This window comes from Bradyrhizobium sp. CW1, from assembly GCF_023100665.1.
GTDB lineage: Bacteria > Pseudomonadota > Alphaproteobacteria > Rhizobiales > Xanthobacteraceae > Bradyrhizobium > Bradyrhizobium canariense_D.
Genome location: NZ_CP064684.1, coordinates 550,407 through 572,961 on the forward strand (window position 1 = coordinate 550,407; position 22,555 = coordinate 572,961).

Annotated in this window: 22 protein-coding genes, 1 tRNA gene and 1 pseudogene; 16 read left to right on the forward strand and 8 right to left on the reverse strand. The window is 65.2% G+C overall.

The window, feature by feature from the left end; translation table 11 throughout:
• Positions 1-32: 32 nt before the first annotated feature.
• Positions 33-1,040 (forward strand): 2-dehydropantoate 2-reductase, encoded by a 1,008-nt coding sequence (locus IVB54_RS02505; protein ID WP_247299203.1) that lies wholly within the window; start codon positions 33-35, stop codon positions 1,038-1,040.
• Between the two features lie 28 nt (positions 1,041-1,068).
• Positions 1,069-1,284 carry a hypothetical protein gene (locus tag IVB54_RS02510; RefSeq protein ID WP_083926313.1) on the forward strand — a complete coding sequence of 72 codons (216 nt, stop codon included), beginning with the start codon at positions 1,069-1,071 and terminating at the stop codon, positions 1,282-1,284.
• Positions 1,285-1,401: 117 nt separating this feature from the next.
• Here IVB54_RS02510 and IVB54_RS02515 read toward each other — a convergent pair whose 3' ends face one another.
• Positions 1,402-2,034: a hypothetical protein gene (locus IVB54_RS02515; RefSeq protein ID WP_018452973.1), complete on the reverse strand. Its 633-nt coding sequence runs from the start codon at positions 2,032-2,034 to the stop codon at positions 1,402-1,404.
• Positions 2,035-2,242: 208 nt separating this feature from the next.
• Here IVB54_RS02515 and IVB54_RS02520 point away from each other — a divergent pair.
• From IVB54_RS02520 to IVB54_RS02545, 6 genes and pseudogenes are all read left to right on the forward strand, one after another.
• A pseudogene (locus tag IVB54_RS02520) lies at positions 2,243-3,755 on the forward strand (AMP-binding protein).
• Positions 3,756-3,781: 26 nt separating this feature from the next.
• The gene (locus tag IVB54_RS02525) at positions 3,782-4,420 is read left to right on the forward strand and encodes an RraA family protein (RefSeq protein WP_204514026.1); all 639 of its coding nucleotides are present in this window, start codon (positions 3,782-3,784) and stop codon (positions 4,418-4,420) included.
• A gap of 26 nt (positions 4,421-4,446) precedes the next feature.
• Entirely contained in the window at positions 4,447-4,818 is a 372-nt protein-coding gene (locus IVB54_RS02530; protein ID WP_018452976.1) for a cupin domain-containing protein, read from the forward strand.
• Between the two features lie 48 nt (positions 4,819-4,866).
• Positions 4,867-5,823 carry a tripartite tricarboxylate transporter substrate-binding protein gene (locus IVB54_RS02535; protein ID WP_018452977.1) on the forward strand — a complete coding sequence of 319 codons (957 nt, stop codon included), beginning with the start codon at positions 4,867-4,869 and terminating at the stop codon, positions 5,821-5,823.
• 97 nt (positions 5,824-5,920) lie between these two features.
• Positions 5,921-5,997 (forward strand) — tRNA-Arg (locus IVB54_RS02540).
• A 124-nt stretch (positions 5,998-6,121) separates the two neighbouring features.
• A complete protein-coding gene (locus IVB54_RS02545; protein ID WP_018452978.1) occupies positions 6,122-7,261 on the forward strand; it encodes an amidohydrolase/deacetylase family metallohydrolase in 1,140 nt (379 codons plus the stop codon).
• A gap of 26 nt (positions 7,262-7,287) precedes the next feature.
• On the opposite strand, the gene IVB54_RS02550 is transcribed toward IVB54_RS02545, so the two are convergent.
• Positions 7,288-8,433 (reverse strand): acyl-CoA dehydrogenase family protein, encoded by a 1,146-nt coding sequence (locus tag IVB54_RS02550; RefSeq protein WP_018452979.1) that lies wholly within the window; start codon positions 8,431-8,433, stop codon positions 7,288-7,290.
• Between the two features lie 127 nt (positions 8,434-8,560).
• On the opposite strand from IVB54_RS02550, the gene IVB54_RS02555 reads away from it, so the two are divergent.
• Positions 8,561-9,253: an alpha/beta family hydrolase gene (locus tag IVB54_RS02555; RefSeq protein WP_231189766.1), complete on the forward strand. Its 693-nt coding sequence runs from the start codon at positions 8,561-8,563 to the stop codon at positions 9,251-9,253.
• 4 nt (positions 9,254-9,257) lie between these two features.
• Here the strand turns inward: IVB54_RS02555 and IVB54_RS02560 are convergent, their stop codons facing one another.
• Positions 9,258-10,232 (reverse strand): ketopantoate reductase family protein, encoded by a 975-nt coding sequence (locus IVB54_RS02560; RefSeq protein ID WP_018452981.1) that lies wholly within the window; start codon positions 10,230-10,232, stop codon positions 9,258-9,260.
• A gap of 154 nt (positions 10,233-10,386) precedes the next feature.
• Between IVB54_RS02560 and IVB54_RS02565 the strand changes: the two genes are divergently transcribed.
• Positions 10,387-11,190 (forward strand): enoyl-CoA hydratase-related protein, encoded by an 804-nt coding sequence (locus tag IVB54_RS02565; protein WP_085351611.1) that lies wholly within the window; start codon positions 10,387-10,389, stop codon positions 11,188-11,190.
• A gap of 47 nt (positions 11,191-11,237) precedes the next feature.
• On the opposite strand, the gene IVB54_RS02570 is transcribed toward IVB54_RS02565, so the two are convergent.
• Complete coding sequence (locus IVB54_RS02570) at positions 11,238-12,122, reverse strand: LysR family transcriptional regulator (RefSeq protein WP_018452983.1); 885 nt, start codon at positions 12,120-12,122, stop codon at positions 11,238-11,240.
• Positions 12,123-12,235: 113 nt separating this feature from the next.
• Between IVB54_RS02570 and IVB54_RS02575 the strand changes: the two genes are divergently transcribed.
• The 4 genes from IVB54_RS02575 to IVB54_RS02590 are packed head-to-tail and all read left to right on the forward strand — an operon-like array spanning position 12,236 to position 16,246.
• On the forward strand, positions 12,236-13,600 hold the full coding sequence (locus IVB54_RS02575) for an FAD-dependent oxidoreductase (RefSeq protein WP_018452984.1): 1,365 nt from the start codon (positions 12,236-12,238) through the stop codon (positions 13,598-13,600).
• Positions 13,601-13,634: 34 nt separating this feature from the next.
• Positions 13,635-14,639 carry an ABC transporter substrate-binding protein gene (locus IVB54_RS02580; protein ID WP_018452985.1) on the forward strand — a complete coding sequence of 335 codons (1,005 nt, stop codon included), beginning with the start codon at positions 13,635-13,637 and terminating at the stop codon, positions 14,637-14,639.
• 16 nt (positions 14,640-14,655) lie between these two features.
• Positions 14,656-15,429, forward strand: coding sequence for an ABC transporter ATP-binding protein (locus IVB54_RS02585; protein ID WP_247299209.1), 774 nt, complete (start codon positions 14,656-14,658; stop codon positions 15,427-15,429).
• A complete protein-coding gene (locus tag IVB54_RS02590; RefSeq protein ID WP_018452987.1) occupies positions 15,422-16,246 on the forward strand; it encodes an ABC transporter permease in 825 nt (274 codons plus the stop codon). Before IVB54_RS02585 ends, IVB54_RS02590 begins: the two co-directional genes overlap by 8 nt.
• A gap of 108 nt (positions 16,247-16,354) precedes the next feature.
• Here IVB54_RS02590 and gtdA read toward each other — a convergent pair whose 3' ends face one another.
• On the reverse strand, positions 16,355-17,395 hold the full coding sequence (gene gtdA / locus IVB54_RS02595) for a gentisate 1,2-dioxygenase (protein WP_018452988.1): 1,041 nt from the start codon (positions 17,393-17,395) through the stop codon (positions 16,355-16,357).
• A 90-nt stretch (positions 17,396-17,485) separates the two neighbouring features.
• On the opposite strand from gtdA, the gene maiA reads away from it, so the two are divergent.
• Together maiA and IVB54_RS02605 are read left to right on the forward strand one after the other, a co-directional pair.
• On the forward strand, positions 17,486-18,118 hold the full coding sequence (gene maiA, locus IVB54_RS02600) for a maleylacetoacetate isomerase (protein ID WP_018452989.1): 633 nt from the start codon (positions 17,486-17,488) through the stop codon (positions 18,116-18,118).
• On the forward strand, positions 18,108-18,620 hold the full coding sequence (locus IVB54_RS02605) for a MarR family transcriptional regulator (protein ID WP_018452990.1): 513 nt from the start codon (positions 18,108-18,110) through the stop codon (positions 18,618-18,620). The genes maiA and IVB54_RS02605 overlap by 11 nt, the downstream gene beginning before the upstream one ends.
• Positions 18,621-18,665: 45 nt before the next feature.
• Here IVB54_RS02605 and IVB54_RS02610 read toward each other — a convergent pair whose 3' ends face one another.
• The 3 genes from IVB54_RS02610 to IVB54_RS02620 form a co-directional block, all read right to left on the reverse strand.
• A complete protein-coding gene (locus IVB54_RS02610; RefSeq protein WP_247777060.1) occupies positions 18,666-20,279 on the reverse strand; it encodes a benzoate-CoA ligase family protein in 1,614 nt (537 codons plus the stop codon).
• Positions 20,276-21,415, reverse strand: coding sequence for an FAD-dependent monooxygenase (locus IVB54_RS02615; RefSeq protein ID WP_018452992.1), 1,140 nt, complete (start codon positions 21,413-21,415; stop codon positions 20,276-20,278). Before IVB54_RS02615 ends, IVB54_RS02610 begins: the two co-directional genes overlap by 4 nt.
• Positions 21,416-21,682: 267 nt before the next feature.
• Entirely contained in the window at positions 21,683-22,513 is an 831-nt protein-coding gene (locus IVB54_RS02620) for a cysteine rich repeat-containing protein (RefSeq protein WP_247299211.1), read from the reverse strand.
• Between the last annotated feature and the right edge of the window lie 42 nt (positions 22,514-22,555).

The window sequence follows — 22,555 nt, forward strand, 5'->3', positions numbered from 1 at the left end:
TCGAGGGCGGATCGTTGAGGGGGCAAGCCAAGATGATGACGGATCGACCGATCGTGGTGGCCGGCGCGGGCGCCATCGGATGTTTTGTCGGCGGCACCCTGGCGGCTGCCGGTCGCCGCGTCGCGTTCCTGGTGCGACCGCGGGTGAAGGCCGAGATCGAGCGGTTCGGTCTGCTTCTGACCGATTTCGACGGCTCCGAGAAGAAGCTCGATCCGGGCCAACTCGCGCTATCGGAAGATCCCGCGATCTTGCACAGCGCCGGCATCGTGCTGGTCACGGTGAAGAGCGCCGACACGGCAGCTGTCGCCAAGCAGATCGCGCAGCATGCGCCGCAGGACGCTGTCATCGTCTCGCTGCAAAACGGCGTCGGCAACGTCGCAGTGCTGCGCGATCGCCTCGGCGATCGCCGCGTGCTCGCCGGCATGGTGCCTTTCAACGTGGTCGGGATGGGCGAGGGCCGCTTCCACCGCTCGACCTCTGGCGACATTCATGTTGGCCAAGATGACACGAACGCGGCCGCAGCTCTGTCGGTGCCGGGGCTCACGATGCGCGCGAGCCGCGACATCACCGGCGTGCAATGGGGCAAGCTGATCATCAATTTGAACAACGCGCTCAGCGCCTTGTCCGACATGCCCCTCGCTGCGCAATTGGGGAACCGCGAATGGCGAAGGTTGTTCGCCGATCAGATGGCGGAGGGGCTGGCTGCAATGAGGGCCGCCGGCATCACACCGGTCTCGGCGACGCCGATCCCGTCGTCCTGGACGCCCGCCTTGCTGAGACTGCCTGATCCGATTTTCGACCTGATCCTGGGAAGGACCATGAAGATCGATCCCGAGGCGCGTTCCTCGATGTGGCAGGATTTGAAGCAGGGCCGCAAGACCGAGATCGACTATCTCCAGGGCGCGATCATCGCCCTCGCCGAACAGAACAGTGTCGACGTGCCGCTGTCGCGCCGCATTGTTGCGCTGATCAACGAGGCTGAGGCCGCGGGCAAGGGTCCGCCGCGGCTGACGCCGCAGCAGGTTCGCGGCGCTGCATGAGTTCACGCCGGCTGACGGGAGACGTGCGATGAAACGTTGTTTGACGATCGGGGTCGTGCTCGCCGCCTTATGTGCAGCTTCCACGTTTGCTCAGGCAAGGCCGCCGACCGTCACGAATTCGCCCGGCTATGACGCGCGCCTGAAGGAGAGTCGTTCGCAGTTGGGTAGTTCACCGACAACAACGGCGCCGGTGAATGCGCCGGTTGCTCAACCGAAGCGCAGCAAGAAGAAGCACACGAACTGAGGCTAGGAGACGGATCCCCGCCCAGTTCGTCATTGCGAGCGTAGCGAAGCAATCCAGACTGCCTCCGCGGAGAGATGCTGGATTGCTTCGCTGCGCTCGCAATGACGGCGACGCAGCTCAGCCCTTCTTCGCGGGCTTGCTCGGCGTCGGGCTGAACAGCTTCTTGATGTCGTTCAATCCATCCGACAGCCGCGGCCATTCGCAGGAGAACGAGCCCTTGGTGCAGGGTGTGCCCTTCGGCCGCGGCCGCGCGTCGCCGATGGCGGCCTGCTGGACTTTCGGCCGCTCGACCGGCACGGGCACGCGCTCGACCTCGGTTCGCAACGCGACCCGCTGGAGCTGCTGCACCTGTTGTTCCTGCTGCTCGCGCTGCTGGCGCGCGGTGGCCTGCGCGGCTTCATTGCTGCGGCGCTGATTGGCGAGATAGGCGGTGTAGGATTCGTCGATCTTCTTCTGCTCCTCCGGCGTCGGATTGGGCCCGGCGATGTCGAAGCTGCGGTCCTGGAGGAAATCGTAATAGGAATAGCCGCCGCCCGCCTTGCGCCGGCCGGCGAATTTGGCGTTGCAGTCGGCAAGCGCAGCCGTCTTCTCGGATTTGGTCGTAGCTTTCTCGGCGGCGTCGGCGCAGGCCTCGAAGTCAACAGGCGCGCGCTTCCACCATTGTGCCTGGGCATGCGACGGCGCCAGCAGGAAAAATCCTGCTGCAGCAACGACAAGCGCCGCACGACGCGATGCAACTACGTCCGACATTCTACGAGAGCATTCCTTGCAAAACTCAACCCGAACTGAGTCGGGCTGATTTTTGCCCCTTTATGGCCTGCTTGTCACCCATGGAACCCGGGAATTTCATGGCTGTGATGCTGACATTTTTTGCTTGACGTGGCGCAGGAGTCACAGCGTCACTTCATCCTGCGCTCGCCTCATCGGCGACGCCAAGAATACGAAGTGGAAACGCCTCATGCTGCTGCCCCTGTCCGATGTGCCGCGCTGGTACGCCGAACGCAAACCGCAAGGCACGATCGCCGTCCGTCACGGGCAGGATACGCTGACATGGGACGCGCTCGAACGCGGCGCCAACCGGCGCGCGCGGGCGTTCATGGCCAAGGGTGTCAAGCCCGGCGACTTTGTCGCGATCGGTTTGCCCAACTGCAATGCGTTTTTCGAGACCTCGTTTGCAGTGTGGAAATGCGGAGCGACGCCGACCTCGTTGTCATGGCGGCTGCCGCGCGGCGAAGCCGCCGCGGTGCTCGACATCCTGAAGCCGGCGCTGGTGGTCGGCGGCGAAGCCGACTGGAACGCGCCGAACCGTCTGCCCGCGGATTTCGTGCCGGAAGGGTTTTCGGACGAGCCGCTCACCGCACCGGTGGCGCGCTATTGGAAAGCCATGACCAGCGGCGGATCGACCGGCCGCCCGAAGGTGATCCTCGATCACCAGCCGGCGGTGATCGACACGGTCGCCGCGCCGCCGCTCAACATCCCCTTCGGGGTCTCGTTGCTCAATCCCGGTCCGCTCTATCACAATGCGCCGTTCATCGTGTCGCACTACGCGCTGTTCACCGGCGGCCAGCTCACCGGCCTCGTCAAGTTCGACGCCGAGGAGGCGCTGCGGCAAATTGCGCGCGAGCGCGTGCAATGGGTCAATTTCGTGCCGACCATGATGCACCGGATCTGGGCGCTCCCGGAGCACGTGCGCAACGCCTACGATGTGTCGAGCCTGCAAACCGTCTTCCACATGGCCGCTCCGATGCCACCCTGGCTGAAGGAGAACTGGATCGCCTGGCTCGGGCCTGAGCGGATCTGGGAGCTCTATGGCGGCACCGAGCGACAGGGCTCCTGCATCATCTCCGGCAAGGAATGGCTGACGCACCAGGGCTCGGTCGGCAAGATCGGCGAGACGGCGCGCTTGCGCATCATCGGCGAGGACGGCAACGACGTTGCGCCGGGTGAGACCGGCGAGATTTACTTCCTCAACAATGACGGCAATGACGCCACCTATCACTATCTCGGCGCCGAGCCGAAGCGCCGCGCCGACGGCTGGGAATCGCTGGGCGATATCGGCAGGCTGGATGCGGAAGGCTACCTTTATCTCGGTGACCGCCTCGCCGACATGGTGCTGCGCGGCGGCGCCAACATCTATCCCGCCGAGGTCGAAGCTGCCGTCTCCGCCTGTCCGGGCGTGCGCTCCTGCGTGGTGGTGGGATTGCCCGATCCGGAATTGGGCCAGCGCGTGCACGCCATCATCGAGCCGGAGAGCGATGCGGACGGCCAAGCCATCGCCGACGGAATGGCGGATTTCCTCAAAGACAGGCTCAGCCGCTACAAGCACCCGGAGAGCTTCGAGATCGTCACCGTCCCACCACGCGACGATTCCGGTAAAGTTCGCCGCACGCCGCGACGAGCGCGCGGCGTGGATGAAGGAGGGGCGCGCGTTCCGGATTTGGCCGGCGAAGGCGCGGGCGGACGCCGATTAAGAGAATTCATGGGAAGGACCGAGATTATGACCATCACCATCGCCGCGAACGCTGTGCCGAAGCCGCCGGCCGCGATCATCGAGGGCTTTCGCGGTGCGCCGACCCCGGTCATTTCGGACAATCTCGGCCGGCTGCCGGGCGCCGTGGGGCTCAAACCCTATCATCGCGGTGCCAAGCTGGTGGGCACGGCCTTCACGGTCCGCACCCGTCCCGGTGACAATCTCGCCATCCACCGCGCGCTCGAGCTGGTGGGCCCCGGCGACGTCATCGTGGTCGATGGCGGCGGCGACGAGACCCGCGCGCTGGTCGGTGAGATCATGAAGAACATCGCGCAATGGCGCAAAGCCGAAGGCTACGTCATCGACGGCGCGATCCGCGACGTCGCGGCGTTCGCTGCCGATGACTTTCCCTGCTATGCCCGCGCGGTGATCCACCGCGGCCCTTACAAGAACGGCCCCGGCGAGATCAACGTGCCTGTTTCGATCGGCGGCAGCGTGATCTCGCCCGGCGACATCGTCGTCGGAGACGAGGACGGCGTGGTGTCGTTTGCCGCCGCCGGTGCCGCGGCGCTGCTCGACGCCGTGCGAGCCCAGGTCGCGCGCGAGGAGGAGACGCTGAAGGCGATCCGCGAGGGCCGTTATCAAGGCTCGTATGGCAAATCCTGATCAGCGAGAATGAAGAGGAGGGCGGCGTGAGCCAGCAGGACGAATTCCACAATCTCGACGATAACGGCGACGGGTTGTTTCGCGAGCTCGCGGCAGGGGTGACCACGCGCATCTTCTCCGGCGAGCAGGCGATGCTGTCGGTGGTGACGCTGGCGCCGCATGCGCAAGGCACGCTGCACCATCATCCCGAGGAGCAGTGGGGCGTGCTGCTCGACGGCTCCGCCATCCGCGTCCAGGGTGATGAGGAGATTGCCGTGAAGAAAGGCGACTTCTGGCGCACGCCGGGTAATGTGCCGCACACCATGCGCGCCGGCCCCGACGGCGCCCGCGTGCTGGACATCTTCAGTCCGCCGCGGCCAGAATACAGAAAAGCGGGATCCGGTTTCGGGACCACTTAAAGCGCCAAAGAGCAAAAGCCGGGCGCGAGAAAACAGGGGAGGGATACCATGACGATCACACGACGGACGCTGCTGGCAGCGCCGGCTATTCTCGCGATGACGCCGGCGTTGGCGCAGGCTTCAAAAATCACACTGGTGGTGCCGTTTCCGCCGGGCGGATCCACCGATGCGATGGCGCGGCTGCTCCAGAGCCATCTGCAAACCAAGCTCAACCGCATCGTCATTGTCGAGAACAAGTCGGGCGCGGCAGGCGCGCTCGGCGCGGCGCAGGTCGCCAAGAGCCCGCCTGACGGCTCGACGTTCCTGGTCACCTTCGATTCCCATGCGGTGATCCCCTCCATCCTCGACAAGCCGCCCGTCGATGTCGAGCGCGAGCTAATGCCGGTGTTGCTGGTCGGCACCGCGCCTTACGTGATCGCTGCCGGTGCAGGCCGCCCCTACAAGAGCTTTGCCGACGTGGTGGCGGCCTGCAAGGCGACGCCCGGCGCGGTGAAATATGCCTCCGTCGGCATCGGCACGCTCGGCCATCTCGCCATGACCGTGCTCGGCAACAAGGCCGGCGTCGAGATCATGCACGTGCCCTATCGCGGCGGAGGCCCCGCAATGAACGACGTGCTCGGCGGCCATGTCGACCTGATCGCGGGATCTGCGGCGCTGGTCGCAGCCCAGCTCGGCACCAACATGCTGCGTCCGATCCTGCAGCTCGGCCGCGAGCGGCTGCCGGGCCTGCCGGATACGCCGACCGCGATCGAGGCGGGCTTTCCGGATTTCGAGACGCTGGCCTGGTGGGGCATCTTCGCGCCCACCGGCACGCCGCCGGACATCGTCGCAGGCCTCGCGACGGCGTCCAAGGAGATCCTGAGCGAGCCCGCGACCGCCGCCCAGCTCAAGGAAACGCAGCAGATGACGCTGCTGCTCGAGGACGCTCCCGCCTTCAAGACCTTCTTCGACAAGCAGGTCGCCATTTGGGGCAAGGTGGTCAAGGACAACAATATCCGGGCATGAGATGACCGGCAGCCCTCCGCATTGAGCAACGCGGAGGGCTTCCGATCCCCCTTCCGCTTTGATATGAAGCCCCGGTAACCCGCTCTGCGGGTTCCGCGGTCCCGTAGCTCAGCCGGATAGAGCGACGGTTTCCTAAACCGTAGGTCGGAAGTTCGAGTCTTCCCGGGATCGCCAGTTTTTCAGTGAGCAATCGTCGCGTTTGATACGCTCGTCGGCGCAAAAATTGCTAGAAGCGCGAAGCTTCCTCCTGGCCCGGGCTGACTGCCGCCCCGCCTCGCTGCCATATCCGGAGACGACAATGCCTTTCGATTTGATCCTGCGCGGCGGCCGTGTGGTCGACCCGTCCCAGAAGCTCGACGCCGTGACCGATGTCGCCTTTTCCGGCGGCAAGGTCGCGGCGATCGGCAGTGGGCTCAAGGCGGATCCGGGCACCGAGGTGCGCGACGTCTCTCGCTACATCGTGACGCCGGGACTGATCGATCTCCACACCCATGTCTATTGGGGCGGCACGTCGCTCGGCATCGACGCCGAGGAGTTCTGCCGTCTTTCCGGCGTCACCACCGCGGTCGATACCGGCAGTGCGGGGCCGGGCAATTTCGCGGGCTTCCGCAAGCATGTGATCGAGCCGAGCCAGGTTCGTATCCTCGCTTATCTGCATGTCTCGCATGCCGGCATTTTCGGCTTCTCGCACCGGATCATGGTCGGCGAGAGCGAGGAGCTGCGGCTGATGAATCCGATCGAGGCGGCCAAGGTGGCCGACGCCAACCGCGATCTCATCGTCGGCATCAAGGTGCGCGTGGGGCTGCATTCCTCGGGCACGTCGGGCGTCGTGCCGCTCGACATCGCGCTCGAGGTCGCGAACGAGGTCGGCATGCCCCTGATGGCGCATATCGATCATCCGCCGCCGAGCTACGAGGAGGTGCTGGCGCGCCTGCGCCCCGGCGACGTGCTCACCCATGCGTTCCGTCCCTTCCCCAACACGCCTGCGACCGCGCAGGGCACGGTGAAGCGGGCGGTGCTCGACGCCCGCGAGCGCGGCGTGCTGTTCGACATCGGCCACGGCAAGGGCTCGTTCGCATTCAAGACCGCGCGTGCGATGCTCGCCAACGGCTTCTATCCCGACACCATCTCGTCCGACATTCATCAGCTCTGCATCGACGGCCCGGCCTTCGATCAGGTGACGACCCTGTCGAAATTCCTGTGCATGGGCATGCCGCTGTCCGACGTCATCGCAACCTCGACCGTCAACGCCGCGATGGCGCTGCGGCGCCCCGAGCTCGGCAGCCTCAAGCCGGGCAGCGTCGGCGACGCCACGCTGATCTCGGTGAGGGAAGGCCAGTTCGACTATGAGGACGTCGTCGGCGAGCACCTGATCGGCGACCGCAAGATCGTCTCCGAAGGCGTCGTGATCGGCGGCCGGTGGTGGCATCCGAATTGAGCGGCAGGCCGTTCACGCCGGCTTGATTACAACGACCTCGCGATCAACAGCTTCATGATCTCGTTCGTCCCGCCATAGATCTTCTGGATGCGGGAATCGATGAAGATGCGCGAGATCGGATATTCCTGCATATAGCCGTAGCCGCCGAACAGCTGCAGGCATTCGTCGGCGGTCTCGACCTGCTTCTCCGAGCACCAATATTTCGCCATCGACGCCGTGACGGTGTCGAGGTCCTTTGCGACCAGCCGCTCGATGCACCAGTCGACGAAGACGCGCGCGATCATCGCTTCGGTCTTGCGCTCGGCGAGCTTGAAGGCGGTGTTCTGGAAATCCATCAGCGGCTTGCCGAAGGCCTTGCGCTCCTTGGTGTAGTCGACGGTGAGTTTTATCGCGCGCTCCATAGCCGCGACCGCGCCGACCGCGAGCGCGAGGCGCTCCTGCGGCAATTGCTGCATCAGCTGCACGAAGCCCTGGCCTTCCTCGCCGCCGAGCAAATTGTCCGGCGGCACCGCGACGTTGTCGAAGAACAGCTCAGACGTGTCGGAGGCATGCAGGCCGATCTTGTCGAGGTTGCGCCCGCGCTTGTATCCATCCGCGCCTGAGGTTTCGACCACGATCAGCGAAATGCCCTTGGCGCCGACATCGCCGGTGCGCGCAACCACGATGACGAGGTCGGCAGCCTGGCCGTTGGTGATGAAGGTCTTCTGTCCGTTGATGACGTAGGAATTGCCCTGCTTCCTGGCGGTGGTCTTGACGGCCTGCAAATCCGAGCCGGTGCCGGGCTCGGTCATGGCGATGGCGCCGACCATCTCGCCTGAAGCCATCTTCGGCAGCCAGCGCTTCTTCTGCTCCTCCGAGCCGTAATTGAGGATGTAGTGCGCGACGATGGCGCTGTGCACGGAGACGCCGGTCGTCAGCTCCGGCACCGTGCTTTCGAGGTCGTCGAGCACGGCGGCATCATAGGCGAAGGTGGCGCCCAGGCCGCCATATTCCTCCGGCACGCTTGCCAGCAGCGCGCCCATCTCGCCGAGCCCGCGCCAGGCAAAGCGGTCGACCATCTTCTGCTCGCGCCATTTTTCGGCATGCGGGGCCAGATCCTTGGCAAGATACTTCCGGAACTGGTCGCGGAAGATTTCGAGCTCTTCGGTCATCCAGGAGGAGCGGTAGGACATGGTCACCTCGGTCAATGCGGCTTGCCGGCCTGGTTAGGCCAGCCTTTGGCGGCAATTATTGTGTTTTCAGGCTGTGCCGGTGACGCTACCAAGGCGGCCGGAGCAGCGTCTATCGGGATGGTTGATTGTGGCTGTCAAAATCCAAACCGTCAAAACCAAAGAGCTCAAGCTCGACATCGCGCGCATCGGCACGGTCTCCGCGATCCTGACGCAGCCGGACAAGGCGCGCGCCTGCTACGTCCTGGCGCATGGTGCCGGTGCAGGGATGCGGCATGCATCGATGGACAAGATTGCGGAGGGGCTCGCTGCTCGCGACATCGCGACCTTCCGCTTCAATTTTCCTTACATGGAAAACAAGCAGGGCCGTCCCGACCAGCCTGCGGTCGCCCACGCCACGATCCGCGTGGCAGTCGAGGAAGCCGCGCGGCTCTGCCCGGGTGTGATGCTCGTTGCGGGTGGAAAATCCTTCGGCGGGCGCATGACCTCGCAGGCGCAGTCCAAGGCTCCGCTGCCTGATGTCAAAGGGCTCGCCTTCCTCGGTTTTCCCCTGCACGCCGACAAGAAGCCGTCGACGGAGCGCGCCGAGCATCTCGCCCATGTCGAGATCCCGATGCTGTTCCTGCAAGGCACCCGCGACGGGCTCGCCGATCTCGGCCTCCTCAAGCCGGTCATCGCCGCTCTTGCCCCGAAGGCGACGCTGCATGAGATCGAAGGCGGCGATCACTCCTTCGCGGTGCTGAAAAAGTCCGGCCGCACCAATGAAGAGGCGCTGACAGAGGTGCTTGATACGCTCGCGGCCTGGATCGACAGCCTCGCCTGAAATCTCACGCCGAATATAGCCCCTTGTCGCGCGCCTTCTGGATCGCGAGCGCGGCGATCAAGTCGAGCGTCGGCGTCGACAGGCCGGCGGTGCGCGCGAAGGCTTGGGGCGCCTTTACCAGGACGTCGATCTCCATGGCGCGGCCGAGCTCGTAATCCTGCAGCAGCGACGGCTTGTGGTTGGGGGCGGGGCCGCTGCGTGATACGCGCTTGACCTCGGGGATAAAATGCTGAGCGATCTCGTTGGCCTCGTTCAGCATCCGCGGAATGACATCCGCAAAGGCGGGGTCATCGCGCACGCCGCGCGCGGTCTGGCCGGTGAGCAGGCACAGCACCGACAGTGACATGTTGGTCAGCAGCTTTGACCAGATCGCCTCGCGGATCTCGGCGACCGGCGGCGATTCCAGCCGTGCGTCGCTGAAGACACCGCGGAGCGTCGTGATGCGCTCGCAATTGCGGTCGTCACATTCGCCGATCAGCAGGCGGTTGCGGTCCGGCGTCAGGTTCTGCACCACGCCGGGCGCGATCACCTCGTTGGAGGAGAAGACTACGCCGCCGACGATCCGCTCTTTCGGAATGCAGGCGCGCAGGCGTCCGCCCGGGTCGAGGAAGGAAATGTCCGGCGGGGTCGGGTGCCGCGGCGGCAGGCCGATCCGGTACCACCAGGGAATGCCGTTCTGCGCGAACACGATCGCGGTGTTGTCCTGCAGCAGCGGCTTGAGACTGGAGACCAGCCCGGTCAACGCGGTCGCCTTCAAGGTGCTGATCACGACGTCCTGCGGGCCGAGCTGGGCCGGATCGCCGGAGGCGTTCACCTTGGCGGAGACCTCGGAATCGCCGACGCGCAGCTTGAGGCCGTTGGCCCGGACCGCCTCCAGGTGCGCGCCCCGCATCACGCACGAGACCTCGTGGCCGGCGCGGGCCAACCGAACTGCAAGATGGCTGCCGACGGCGCCCGCGCCGAAAATGCAGATGCGCATGTGATGTCCGTCCCTGATCCCTTGATGCCGCCCCGCGGCAGCATGACACAAGCCGCCATGCGATGGACGCGGCTGCCCTACGCTCGAAAGATATGGATCAGGGCGCGGAGCCTCGGTCATAGTGCGCGCCAAACAAACGAGCGGAGGAACACCGATGACCGATAGCCCCGTCCTGTGGACCCTGGATGCGCGTGGGGTTGCGACCGTCACGTTGAACCGGCCGGAGGTTAACAATGCCTATGACGGCGCGTTGATCGCAGGCGTGCTCGCGGCCATGGACGATCTCGGCAGCAAGCCCAACCTTCGCGTCGTCGTGCTCAAGGGCAATGGCAAGCATTTCCAGGCTGGCGCCGACCTCAAATGGATCAACGGCGTGCGGCCGCAATCGAGCGAGGCGAACGAGGCCGCGTCGCGGGCGACGTTCGAGGCCGTGCAGCGGCTCAATACGCTGGCTATCCCGACGGTCGCGCTGGTGCAGGGCGGCTGCTTTGGCGGCGGCACCGGCGTGATCGCGGCCTGCGACGTCGTGATCGCGGCCGACAACGCGCTGTTCTCGATCACCGAAGTGCGCTGGGGCCTGACCGCGGCCATCATCATCCCGCAGCTCTGCGATGCCATTGGTGTACGGCAAGTCCGCCGCTACGCGCTGACAGGTGAACGTTTCGGCGCCGAGGACGCCCGTCGTATCGGCCTCGTCCACGAGGTGGTGCCGCTCGCCGATCTCGACGCCGCCGGCGCCAAGGTGGTCGAGCAGTTGCTTGCCAACGGATCGGAGGCGATGGCCGAGACCAAGCGGCTCGCGCTGGAAAGTTCGTTCGGCGGCATGGCGGTGGACGATGCGGCTTACAAGCGGCTCGTGCATCTGCATTCGCTGAAGCGACAGAGCGCGGAAGCCGCCGAGGGGCTGGCGTCGTTCGCGGAAAAGCGCGCCGCGAATTGGGCAGGTGCTAAAAGCTGAACGCGAGTAGCCCGGATTACGCTTCGCTCCATCCGGGCTACGGGCTTTTACAGCGACGTCGCGAGTGACCTTTTCAGCAAAGTGAGCAGCGCCTGTACCGCGGCGGCATTGCGCCGCCGTTCAGGGATCGCAGCCTTCACCCACAATTCCGGAATCGGAAACTCGCGCAGCACCGGCTTGAGCGCGCCGTCGCGCAAGGCGCCCGCGACGAGATAGTCCGATATCAACACAATGCCGTTGCCGGCGATGGCGCTGCGCGCCAGCACTTGGCCCTCGTTGCAGGACAGCAGCGGACTGACCTGGACGCTGATGCGGCCGCGCGGCCCGTCAAAGATCCATTCGGGGCCGGTCGGTAGAAAGCTGAGGCAGCGATGATCGACCAGATCACGCGGATGTTTTGGCGTGCCGTGTTTCTTCAAATAGGCAGGCGAGGCGCAGAGCAGCCGCTTCAGCGGGCACAAGGGTTCGTCGACGACACCGCCAAAGGAATGCGGGAAGGCGCCGATGGCGATGTCAAAGCCTTCGGTGACGGGATCGACCGGACGGTCGAACAGCACGATCTCGAGCTTGAGCCGCGGGTTCTGGGTCTGGAAGGCGGTGAAGACGTCCGCAAGCCGCGCGACCGTCAGCGAGGTCGGGGCCTTGATGCGCAGATGATCGACGAGATCGTGGCCCTTCTCGCCCATGCGCGACAGCAGATCGGCGGCGTCGGTGACGACGCCGCGGGCGCGATGCACGTAGCGCTGGCCGGCCTCGGTCAGCCGCAATTGCCGGGTCGAGCGATGAAACAGTGGCGTGCCGATCCGCGCCTCCAGCTGCGTGACGCGCTTGGCGACCACCGACGTCGAGACGCCGAGTTTTCGCGCGGCCGCGGAGAAGCCGGTGGCGTCGGCGGTCGCGAGGAACGCCTGAAGGTTTACCAGGATGTCCATCTTCGGCCTTTCGCGATTCGAGAAAGGTGATCGCCTATTTTGGCGGATTGTAGCTCGATCCGGGTTAATTCATAGTCCGGCCCAAGCAAAGGATTTCAGGGACAGGACGCGCCATGCAGGCCATGACGATCGAAGAACCGGCGCGCCAGGTGCCGCTTTACGGCGAATATGAAGTCGTCGTCCTCGGCGGCGGTCCGGCCGGCATCGTGGCGGCGGCCTCAAGCGCACGCGCGGGACGGAAGACGCTGCTGATCGAGCGGTACGGCTTCCTTGGCGGCATGGGCACCGCCGCAGGCGTCACCAATTTCTGCGGCCTGCACGGCAATGTCCACGGCGAGGCCCACCGGCTGGTGCAGGGCATGGCGTCGGAGTTGCTGGCGCGGATCGATCGCTTGAACGGCCTCAACGCGCCGCATCTGATTCTCGGCAAGGTCTTCGCCCAGGCCTACGACACCGCCGCCTACAAGATCGCGGCCGACCAACTGCTCGCCAGTCACAAGGTGCACATCCTTTTCCACGCGCTTGGTGCCGGTGTGGTGATGGGCGCTAACAGCCGCATCGATGCGCTGATGGTCGAGACCAAGGCCGGCCGGCAGGCGGTGCGATCGGAGATCTTCATCGATTGCTCCGGCGACGGCGATCTCGCGGTTTGGGCCGGCGCGCCGTTCGAATTCGGCGACGAGCACGGTCATCCGATGTATCCCTCGATGATGCTCCGTCTCAACAACATCGACCCGGAGAGGGCAGGCGAAGCCTGGCGGACCATTCCGCAATTGATGGAGCAGGCCACCGCCGCCGGCACCCACACATTCCCGCGCAAGAGCGCGATCGTGCGGCCGCAGAAGTCCGGCATCGAATGGCGGGTGAATTTTACGCAAGTGGCGCGCGAGGACGGCCATGCCATCAACGGCATCGAGCCTGATGATCTCACCCGCGGCGAGATCGAGGGCCGCAAGCAGGCGCTGGCTGCGTTCGAATTCCTGCGCACCGTGCCGGGCTTTGAAAAATCCTACATCGTCGACCTGCCGCCGCAGCTCGGCATCCGCGAAACCCGCCGCATCACGGGCGGCTATCAGCTCAGCGGCGAGGACGTGCTCGGCTGCGCTTCGTTCGAGGATTCCATCGGGGTCAATGGCTGGCCGATCGAGGCCCATGTCCCCGGCGACGTCGTCTTCACCTTCCCGCCGATCCCGGAATCGCGCGGCTATAACGAGCTGCCTTACCGCATGCTGGTGCCCGAAGGCGTCGATAATCTGCTGGTCGCCGGCCGCTGCGCCTCGATGACCCATGAGGGCCAATCGGCGGCCCGGGTCTCCGGTGCCTGTTTCGTGATGGGGGAGGCGGCCGGTTCCGCGGCAGCGCTGGCGCTCTCCGGAAACCGGATCCCGCGTGACATCCCCGTTGAAAAGCTGCAGGAAACGTTGAAACAACAGGGCGCCTTTATCGGACGGGACCAGCCCGTGCCTGAAGGCCTGTAACCGACTGCAAGATATCGACGGCGGAGGAAACGAAATGATCGGGATTGTGCGGCTCGCGCTAGCTGGCCTGATGGCGATCACAGCAATGGGCACGGCCCGAGCCGAGGACGCGCTGAAGGCCAGGATCGGCGTGCTCAGGCTATCCTCCTCCGCGCCGGTGTTCATCGCGCAGGACAAGGGCTATTTCCGCGAGGCCGGCCTCGAGGTCGAGCTGAAATTCTTCGACGCGGCGCAGCCGATCGCGGTGGCGACGACCTCGGGCGACATCGATTTCGGCGTCACCGCCTTCACCGCAGGTCTTTACAATCTCGCCGGCAAGGGCGTGCTCAAGGTGATCGGCGGCATGAGCCGCGAGAAGGCTGGTTATCCCCTGATCGGCTATTTCGCCAGCAACAACGCCTATGCGAGCGGTCTGAAGACGCCGAAGGACCTCGCGGGCAAGCGCGTGGCGATGACGCAGGTTGGCTCCTCCTTTCACTATTCGCTCGGCCTGCTTGCCGACAAATACGGTTTCAAGCTCGCCGACGTGAAGATTGTGCCGCTGCAATCGCTGTCGAATGCGGCGGCCGCGCTGAAGGGCGAGACCGTGGATGCAGCGCTGCTGCCGATCTCCACCGCGCGAAAGCTGATGGACGACGGTGGTGCGAAGTTTCTCGGCTGGGTCGGCGACGAGACACCCTGGCAATTGGGCGCGGTGTTCGCCTCGCCGAAGACGCTGACCAACAAGGTGCTGGTGACGAAGCTGCTCGGCGCCTTGGCAAAGGCCGACCGCGAATATCACGACGTCATCCTCGCCGCGATGAAGGACGGTGTCGCGCCGATCAATGACAAGACAAAGCCGCTGCTGGAGATCATCGCCAAATATACGAACCTCCCGGTCGAGCAGGTGGTCGGCAACTGCGCCTATATCGATCCCGACGGCAAGCTGGATGTGAAGAACGTCGACAACCAGATCAAATGGCTCCAGGAGCAGGGTTTTGCCGACAAGGGCTTCGACGCGAATGCGATCATCGCCAAGGAATTCGTGAAGGCGGATTGAGAGTAGAACGCAGTCCATGGACCTGATCGCCAACCACATCACCCATCGCTTCGGCGATCTCGCCGTGCTCGACAACGTCTCGTTCACCGTCAGCGCGGGCGAGGTGGTGGCGATCGTGGGGCCGTCGGGCTGCGGCAAGAGCACGTTGCTGTCGATCCTCGGCGGGCTGTTGCTGCCGACCTCCGGCGCGCCCGAGCTGCGTGGATCGCCGCCGGCGGACAGCCTCAATCCGCTCACCTTCGTGTTCCAGGACTTTGCGCTGCTGCCCTGGGCGAATGTGGAGGAGAACGTCGAATTCCCGCTGCTGCACACCCAGCTCTCGGCCGTGCAGCGCCGCGCGCTGGTCGAGGACGCCTTGCGCCGCACCGGCCTGACCGATTTTCGCAAAACCTATCCAAAGCAGCTTTCCGGCGGCATGCGCCAGCGCGTCGGCATTTCGCGCGCGCTCGCGGTCAGGCCGGCCATTCTCCTGATGGACGAGCCATTGTCGGCGTTGGATTCGCAGACCCGCGAACTGCTGATGGAGGATTTCGTCCGGCTGCTCGCCGATGGCGGCATGGGCGCCGTGTATGTCACGCATAATCTCGAAGAGGCGGCGAGGCTTGCCGACCGCATCGTGGTGCTGTCGCGGCGCCCTGGCCGTATTCGCGAGGTCGTGAGCGTGCCGATGACGCGCACTGAGCGCGGTGACATTGCAGCCCGTGAAAAGCTGCTCGCGCTTCAGAACCAGATCTGGTCGCTGATCCGCAACGAGGCGATCGATGCCGAGCGCGAGGTCCAGCATGCTTGATCGCGCTCCGGCGGGAACATCGACGAAGGATGAAGCGGTCCGGCGCGTCCGCTTTCGCGGCGCCGGCTTCGTGCCGGCGAGCAGCCGTTTCGGCGGCTGGATCGCGCTCGCGCTGGTCATTGCGATCTGGCAGGCCGCCGGCAGCACCGGCCTGGTCAATCCGCTATTCCTGCCACCGCCATCGGCGATCGCGCGGGCGATCTACCAGCTCGCGATCTCGGGTGCGCTGTGGCAGCACCTTTCCGCGTCGCTCCTGCGCATCGGTGTCGGCTGGCTGCTCGGCACGGCAGCCGGTGTCGCCGTTGGCTTTGCCATCGGCCTGTCGCGTCTGGCGCGCAGCGTCGGCATCACCTTCATCTCGGCGCTGTTCCCGATCCCGAAGATCGCGCTGCTGCCGCTGTTGATCCTCTGGCTCGGCATCGGTGAAGAGCCGAAGATCGCGACCATTGCGCTCGGGGTGTTCTTCTCGACCGCGATCTCGGTCTATAGCGGCGTCGACGCGGTGCCGCGCAACCTCATCCGCATGGCGCAGAGCTTCAACGTGCCGTTCGCCACCATCGTGCGCAAGGTGGTCTGGCCGGGCGCGCTGCCCGCGATCCTCGCCGGCTTCCGTATCACCTCGTCGGTGGCGCTGCTGCTCGTCGTCAGCGCCGAGATGATCGGCGCGCAGTACGGCATCGGCGCGTTCGTGCTGCAGGCTGGCAATTTGATGCAGACGGATCAGCTGCTCGCGGGCGTGGTGATTTTGTCGGTGTTTGGGTTGATGGTGGGGAGGGTGATCAACTGGCTGGAGACGCGGCTGTTGCACTGGCGGTGAGGTTTACTCCGTCATTGCGAGCGCAGCGAAGCAATCCAGACTGTCGCCGCGGAAAGATTCTGGATTGCTTCGCTGCGCTCGCAATGACGATGCTACCAGCAGCGTACCTCACGCATTCCCGCGATCCTCCCGGAACAAATCCAGCTTCTGCTGCACGGGGCGATCCGAGAAGCTGAACAGCACCGCATCCATATCAGCCTCGTGCGTGACCCATTGCCAGCTCGGCACCACGAACAAATCGCGCGGGCCCCATTCGAACGTCGCATCCCCGATGCGGGTACGGCCGTGGCCCTCGATCGGACAGAACACCGTCGCGTCCGTCGCGCGATAGCGCGCGGTCTTGAAGCCCTTCGGCAGCAGCTGGATGAACGTGCCGATGGTCGGCATCGCGAAGTCGCCGGTCTCGGGGTTGCTGAATTTCAGCTTCAGCCCGTGACAGGCATCCCACTCCTGGCTCGCGCGAGCCTTCTCCAGTGCCTCGCGCGTGTAGGCATAGGGATAGCTGAAGATCGGGGAAGTCTTCGAGCTCCGCTTCACGTCGACCGGCAGCAGATTGTGGCCGTAGCGTGCAAAGCTGTCGCCGGCCGGCCTTGTAATCTTCTGCTGATCCTCGTTGGAGCCTTCCGCGAAAGAGCAGTCGAAGAACTGCACCAGCGGAATGTCGAGACCGTCGAGCCAGAACATCGGCTGGTCGGTCTCGTTGGAATGATCGTGCCAGGTCATCGACGGCGTGATGATGAAGTCGCCGGGCTCCATCGCGGTGCGCTCGCCGTCCACGGCGGTGTGGGCGCCCTTGCCTTCGAGCACGAAGCGCAGTGCCGATTGGCTGTGCCGGTGCGCGGGCGCGACGTCGCCGGGCACCACCATCTGCACGCCGGCATAGAGCGACGTGGTGATTTTCGACTGTCCGCGCAGGCCGGGGTTTTCCAGAACCAGCACGCGCCGCTCGGCCTCTTTCGCCGTGATCAGCTTGCCGGCTTCGGTCATGTAGTCGCGGATGATGTCGAACTTCCACAGATGCGGCCGGCAGGCGCTCTTCGGCTCCGGCGTGATCAAATCGCTCATGACCGTCCAGAGCGCGGTGAGATTCTCGCCGTCGATCTTCTTGTAGAACGCCTCGCGTTCCGGCGTCTTGGTCACGGCTTCCATGGTGCGGCTCCCGTCGCTTTGTTGATTGACAGTATACTTACGATCTGGGTAGCGTCAACGTGCGAACAAGAACGAAACGGGAGGGTTCCGATGAAGCTGCACGGCTATTTCCGCTCCAGCGCCGCCTACCGGGTACGCATCGCGCTGAACCTCAAAGGCCGCGGTGCCGAGCACCTGCCGCATCATCTTCGCAAGGGCGAGCAATGTGCGCCAGCCTATCTCGCCATCAATCCGCAAGGCCTGGTGCCGGCGCTGGAGAACGATGCGGGCGCAGTGCTGACCCAATCGGTCGCCATCATCGAATGGCTCGACGAGACCCATCCCAACCCGCCCCTGTTGCCGAGGGATGCGTTGCAGCGCGCCAAGGTGAGGGCGTTCGCGCTGGCGATCGCCTGCGACACTCACCCCGTGCAGAACTTGAAGGTGCTGGCGCGGCTGCGCGAGCTCGGCCTTGCCGAGGAGAAGGTTCAGGACTGGGCGGCCTGGGTCAACCGCGAGGGGCTCGCGGCGTGCGAGACGCTGATCAGAAACGAGCCGGGCCCGTTCTGCTTCGGGGATGTGCCGACGCTCGCCGATCTCTGTCTTGTGCCGCAGCTCGCCAATGCGCGCCGCTTCGGCGTCGACGTCTCCGCCTATCCGCGCCTGCTTGAAGCGGAAGCTGCGGCCAAGGCCCTGCCGGCGTTCGTCAACGCCGCGCCGGAGAAGCAGCCCGATGCCGAGTAAGCCTGCCCCTCCAATCACGATAGACGCGGTCTATGCGGCGCCGGGCTATCTGTTCCGGCGCATGCAGCAGATCGCGGTCTCGATCTTCATGGAGGAGTGCAAGGCGTTCGACCTCACGCCGGTGCAATACGCGGCGCTGATCGCGATCCACACCCACCCCGGCATCGACGCGACGCGGCTGTCCGCGGTGATCGCCTTCGATCGCTCCACGCTCGGCAGCGTGATCGAGCGGCTTCAGGCCAAGGATTTCGTCGAGCGCAGGCCGGCGCCGGAAGACAAGCGGATCAAGCTGCTCTATTTGACCAAATCAGGCGCGGCGATCCTGCGCGACATCATTCCCGCCGTCGAACGCGCCCAGGCGCGGATGCTCGAGCCGCTCAAGCCAGCGGACCGCAAGGCGCTTATGGGGCTCCTGGCGCAGCTCGTCGATCTCAACAACGAGGCGTCGCGGGTGCCGCTCCGGGCGGAGGACGCGATGGAGCATCTGGGGAAGGCACCTTAATCCTGGTTGTCATCGCCCGCCTTCGCGGGCGATGGCAGGGGTGGCTCACATCCTCAGCAACGCCTGCCGGTCGATCTTCCCCGTGCCGGTCTTCGGCAGCTCGTCGATGAAGATCACCTCGCGCGGATATTTGTAAGGAAGCAGTTTGCCCTTCACGTAATCCTGCAGCCGCCGGGTCGTTTCGCTTTGATCCGCCGCGCGGGTGTTCATCACCACCACTGCCTTAAGCGTCATGCGCCGGTCCGGCAGCTCGGCGGCGAACACCGCGCATTCGCGGATGTCCGGGTGGTCGGCGAGGCAAAGCTCAACCTCGAGCGGGTAGACCCATTGGCCGGAGATCTTGATGAGATCGTCGGCGCGGCCGCGGAAGAAGTGAAAGCCATCGCCATCGCGGACGAAGCGGTCGCCGGTGTAGATCCAGCCGCCTTCGCGGATGGTCTCGGCGGATTTGTCCGGCGGGTTCCAGTACAGCGGCGTGTTGGAATCGCCGCGCACCCACAAGATGCCTTCCTCGTCGTCGGCGACATCGCGGCCGTCCTTGTCGCGCAGCGCGACCTCGTAGCCGGGCACGCGCAGGCCGGCGGCGCCGAGCTTCTTCCGCTCGGGGCGGTTGGAGAGATAGATGTGCAGCACCTCGGTCGAGCCGAGGCCTTCCACGATCTCGAGACCGGTGAGCGTCTTCCAGCCGTTGAAGACGTCGGCCGAGAGCACCTCGGCGGCCGAGAGCGCCATGCGCAGTGAGGAGAAGTCGGTCTTGTTCGCACCCTCGGCCTTGGTCAGCGATGTATAAAGCGTCGGCAGGCCGAAGAAGACCGTCGGCCTGTACTGCTCGATCGCCGAAAAGATTGCCACGGGCTTCGGCTGGCCGGGCAACAGCAGTGTCGTCGCGCCCGCCGAGAACGGGAAGGTGATCGCGTTGCCGAAGCCATAGGCGAAGAAGATTTTTGGCACCGAGAAGCAGATGTCATCCGGCGTCAGCTTCAAGACGTTCTGCGCAAAGGCGACTTCGCTATAGGCCATGTCGTGCTGGAGATGCACGATGCCCTTGGGGCGGCCGGTCGATCCGGACGAATACATCCAGAACGCCATCTCGTTGCGATGCGTGTCGGCTTCCGCGAGCTCAGTCGGAAACTGGGGGAGCCAGCCGGCGGCGGAAACGGCGTTCGGCGCGGCGTGATCGCTCGCCGGGCCATTGACGACGACCAGGGTATGCAGGGCCGTGTCCTTGCAGGCCTCGGCGTTGAAACGTGCACAGAACTCGGCGTCCGCCACCGCAACAGTCGCGCCGGAATCGGCGAGATAGAATTGCAGCAGATCCGGCGGTGTCAGCGTGTTGATCAGCAATGGCACGAAGCCGGCGCGCACCGCGCCGAAGAACGCGGCCGGGTAGGCCGGAGTGTCATCGAGGAACAACAGCACGCGATCGCCGCGCTTGAGGCCAAGCGAGGCAAAGCCGTTGCCCCAGCGCCCGGCTTCCGCGCAGAGCTCCGCGTAGGTGCGCGTGCTCGCGGGGCCGATGAGCGCGAGCTTGTCACCGTGGCCTTTGCCGACATTGTCGAACAGCACGCGGCTGGCATTGTAGACCTGCGGAACGGAAAAGCCGATCTCGCGCGCGCCCGCGCAGTCGGCGGGCACCTGGTCGTGAATCTGCCGGCTCATGCCTCGTCCCCACCGTTCTTGGCGGCTTCGTAGCGCGCCATGAAGCCCGGCGACATCGCGCGCAGGCGGGAGTCGTCGATGCGGCCGGAGCGGGTGATGTAGCTATAGGCAAAGTCCATCAGGCCCTGCTGCATGTGCTGAGCAAAGTGCTCGTACCAGAAAGCGCTGGTCCGCGCGGCATTGACGAGCTTCTGCACCACCGGCTTTCGCGCGGCCTGGTAGCGATGCAGGGCGGTCGAGAGATGGGCGTCCGATTCCAGCGCCTTGACCAGTGCAATGGCGTCCTCGATCGCGAGCCGCGTGCCGGAGCCGATCGAAAAATGCGCCGAGTGCAGGGCGTCACCGAGCAGCACCATGTTCTTGAACGACCAGTGCTCGTTCCAGACCCAGGGGAAGTTGCGCCAGACCGATTTGTTGGAAACCAGCGAGCGGCCGCCGAGCGTGTCGGCGAACACCTCCTCGCAGACACCTTTGGACTGCTCCACGTCCTTGTAGGCGAAACCGTAGGCCTGCCACGTCGCATGGTCGCATTCGACCAGGAAGGTGCTCATGGTCGGCGAGTAGCGGTAGTGATGGGCGTTGAAGGCACCGCGGTCGGTCTTGACGAAGGTCTGCGACAGCGTCTCGAAGCGCTTCGAGGTGCCGTACCAGACGAACTTGTTCGAGGAGTAGGACAGCGAGGTGCCGAAATCGCCCTCGAAGGCGCGGCGTACCAGCGAGTTCAGCCCGTCGGCAGCGACGATCAGATCGTGCCCGTTGAGCTGATCGATCGCATGAATCGGCGTGTCGAAGCGCGGGGTGACGCCGGCATTGATCGCGCGCTGCTGCAGGAATCGCAAGAGCTCGAGCCGGCCGATCGAGGAGAAGCCGACGCCGTCGATGGCCACGCTGTCGCCGCTCAGGTTCAGCGTGATGTTCTCCCAGCTCTCCATGTGCGGCGAGATCGCGTCGACCGTCTCGGGGTCGTCGGCGCGCAGGAATTCCAGGGCCTGATCAGAAAACACCACGCCAAAGCCCCAGGTCGCGTCGGCCGGGTTCTGTTCGAACAGGTCGACTTGATCCTCGGGGTGACGCTTCTTCCAGAGATAGGCGAAGTAGAGCCCACCGGGCCCCCCGCCAATCACGGCGATCCGCAACGTCTGCCTCCCTAATTGACAGTATACTTACTATCTAGGGGTAGACTAATGTGCTCCGGCCACCCGCGCCAGCGGAATTATCGGCAAGCCGCGCGGCACACCACAGCTCACGTCCGGACGCGCGTTTGGCGCGTGTCCGAAGCAGTGACCTTGCGAAGCATAGCCAAACCGTGGCGGCTTGGCCATCCGCCCCGTCAGACGCAGCGCTTCACCCGTACGCCGCCCACGAGCACGGTGGTGCAGCGGACCGCCGGATGGCACGCTTCTCTAGCGTGCCGCGAACGGCGCCAGCACGTCCTTGCAGGCAGGTGACAGCGACGCGGCGTTGCTGGCGATGCACTGCACGATGCGGCCGCCGCCAGGCGCTACGCCGGCGCACAGCGTGCGGATGTCGGCACCGCAGGCGGAGCGGACGATGAACAGCTCTTCGCGCGGCCGCAGCGGGCGCAACGCGATCACGGCGGGCGCGGCTGCCGGTGCTGCCGCCGCCGCGGGAGCCGCGCCCGGAGGTGCCGCCGTTGCTGCCGTGCCACCGCCGCCGGCCGCGGCGCTCACGGCCTTCTCGCAGGCCGGCGAAACCTTTGCCTTGTTCTTCTCGAGGCATTCGAGCGCAGGCGCGCCGCCTGGCGGCACGCTGGCGCACACCTTGGGATAATCGGCGCGGCACGCGCTCTTGACGGCAGCGACCTGCGCGCTGCTCGGCTGTTTGGCTGCCGCGTCCTTCGGCGCTGCTCCAGATGCCGGCTTTGCGGCGGGGGCGGTTTCAGCCTTCGGCGCGGCAGGCGCGGCCTCCGCCTTGGGTGGAGCCTCTTTGGGTGCAGCCTCGGTCTTCGGCGCCGCAGCAGGCTCGACGGCGCGGACCGCGGTTTGGCATCCCGAGGACAGGCTGGACATGTTCTTCTGCAGGCATTGATAGGCTTCCACGCCGCCGGGCGTGACGCTCGCGCAGTGCGCCATGAAATCCGAGCGGCATGCGGAGCGGATCGCGCTCTTTTGCGCCTCGGTCGGCGCTTGTGCGAATGCGCCTGCTGCAGTTGCGAAGAGAGCCGCCGCCAGCAACGCCCCGCGTGCCGACGCATGTTTCAACGTGTTGAACATCCGAGTATTCCTGCCCTGTCGGCAACGCCGACAATTTTTTCA

What these genes read in the sequence shown, in the direction of transcription:
- IVB54_RS02545 (WP_018452978.1), top strand. Translation starts at nt 6,122, where the DNA reads ATGCCTTTCGATTTGATCCTGCGCGGCGGCCGTGTGGTCGACCCGTCC.
- IVB54_RS02610 (WP_247777060.1), bottom strand. Translation starts at nt 20,279, where the DNA reads ATGAGCCGGCAGATTCACGACCAGGTGCCCGCCGACTGCGCGGGCGCG.
- IVB54_RS02525 (WP_204514026.1), top strand. Translation starts at nt 3,782, where the DNA reads ATGACCATCACCATCGCCGCGAACGCTGTGCCGAAGCCGCCGGCCGCG.
- maiA (WP_018452989.1), top strand. Translation starts at nt 17,486, where the DNA reads ATGAAGCTGCACGGCTATTTCCGCTCCAGCGCCGCCTACCGGGTACGC.
- IVB54_RS02510 (WP_083926313.1), top strand. Translation starts at nt 1,069, where the DNA reads ATGAAACGTTGTTTGACGATCGGGGTCGTGCTCGCCGCCTTATGTGCA.
- IVB54_RS02565 (WP_085351611.1), top strand. Translation starts at nt 10,387, where the DNA reads ATGACCGATAGCCCCGTCCTGTGGACCCTGGATGCGCGTGGGGTTGCG.
- IVB54_RS02570 (WP_018452983.1), bottom strand. Translation starts at nt 12,122, where the DNA reads ATGGACATCCTGGTAAACCTTCAGGCGTTCCTCGCGACCGCCGACGCC.
- IVB54_RS02560 (WP_018452981.1), bottom strand. Translation starts at nt 10,232, where the DNA reads ATGCGCATCTGCATTTTCGGCGCGGGCGCCGTCGGCAGCCATCTTGCA.
- IVB54_RS02550 (WP_018452979.1), bottom strand. Translation starts at nt 8,433, where the DNA reads ATGTCCTACCGCTCCTCCTGGATGACCGAAGAGCTCGAAATCTTCCGC.
- IVB54_RS02535 (WP_018452977.1), top strand. Translation starts at nt 4,867, where the DNA reads ATGACGATCACACGACGGACGCTGCTGGCAGCGCCGGCTATTCTCGCG.
- IVB54_RS02605 (WP_018452990.1), top strand. Translation starts at nt 18,108, where the DNA reads ATGCCGAGTAAGCCTGCCCCTCCAATCACGATAGACGCGGTCTATGCG.
- IVB54_RS02575 (WP_018452984.1), top strand. Translation starts at nt 12,236, where the DNA reads ATGCAGGCCATGACGATCGAAGAACCGGCGCGCCAGGTGCCGCTTTAC.
- IVB54_RS02505 (WP_247299203.1), top strand. Translation starts at nt 33, where the DNA reads ATGATGACGGATCGACCGATCGTGGTGGCCGGCGCGGGCGCCATCGGA.
- IVB54_RS02580 (WP_018452985.1), top strand. Translation starts at nt 13,635, where the DNA reads ATGATCGGGATTGTGCGGCTCGCGCTAGCTGGCCTGATGGCGATCACA.
- IVB54_RS02515 (WP_018452973.1), bottom strand. Translation starts at nt 2,034, where the DNA reads ATGTCGGACGTAGTTGCATCGCGTCGTGCGGCGCTTGTCGTTGCTGCA.
- IVB54_RS02585 (WP_247299209.1), top strand. Translation starts at nt 14,656, where the DNA reads ATGGACCTGATCGCCAACCACATCACCCATCGCTTCGGCGATCTCGCC.
- IVB54_RS02590 (WP_018452987.1), top strand. Translation starts at nt 15,422, where the DNA reads ATGCTTGATCGCGCTCCGGCGGGAACATCGACGAAGGATGAAGCGGTC.
- IVB54_RS02620 (WP_247299211.1), bottom strand. Translation starts at nt 22,513, where the DNA reads ATGTTCAACACGTTGAAACATGCGTCGGCACGCGGGGCGTTGCTGGCG.
- gtdA (WP_018452988.1), bottom strand. Translation starts at nt 17,395, where the DNA reads ATGGAAGCCGTGACCAAGACGCCGGAACGCGAGGCGTTCTACAAGAAG.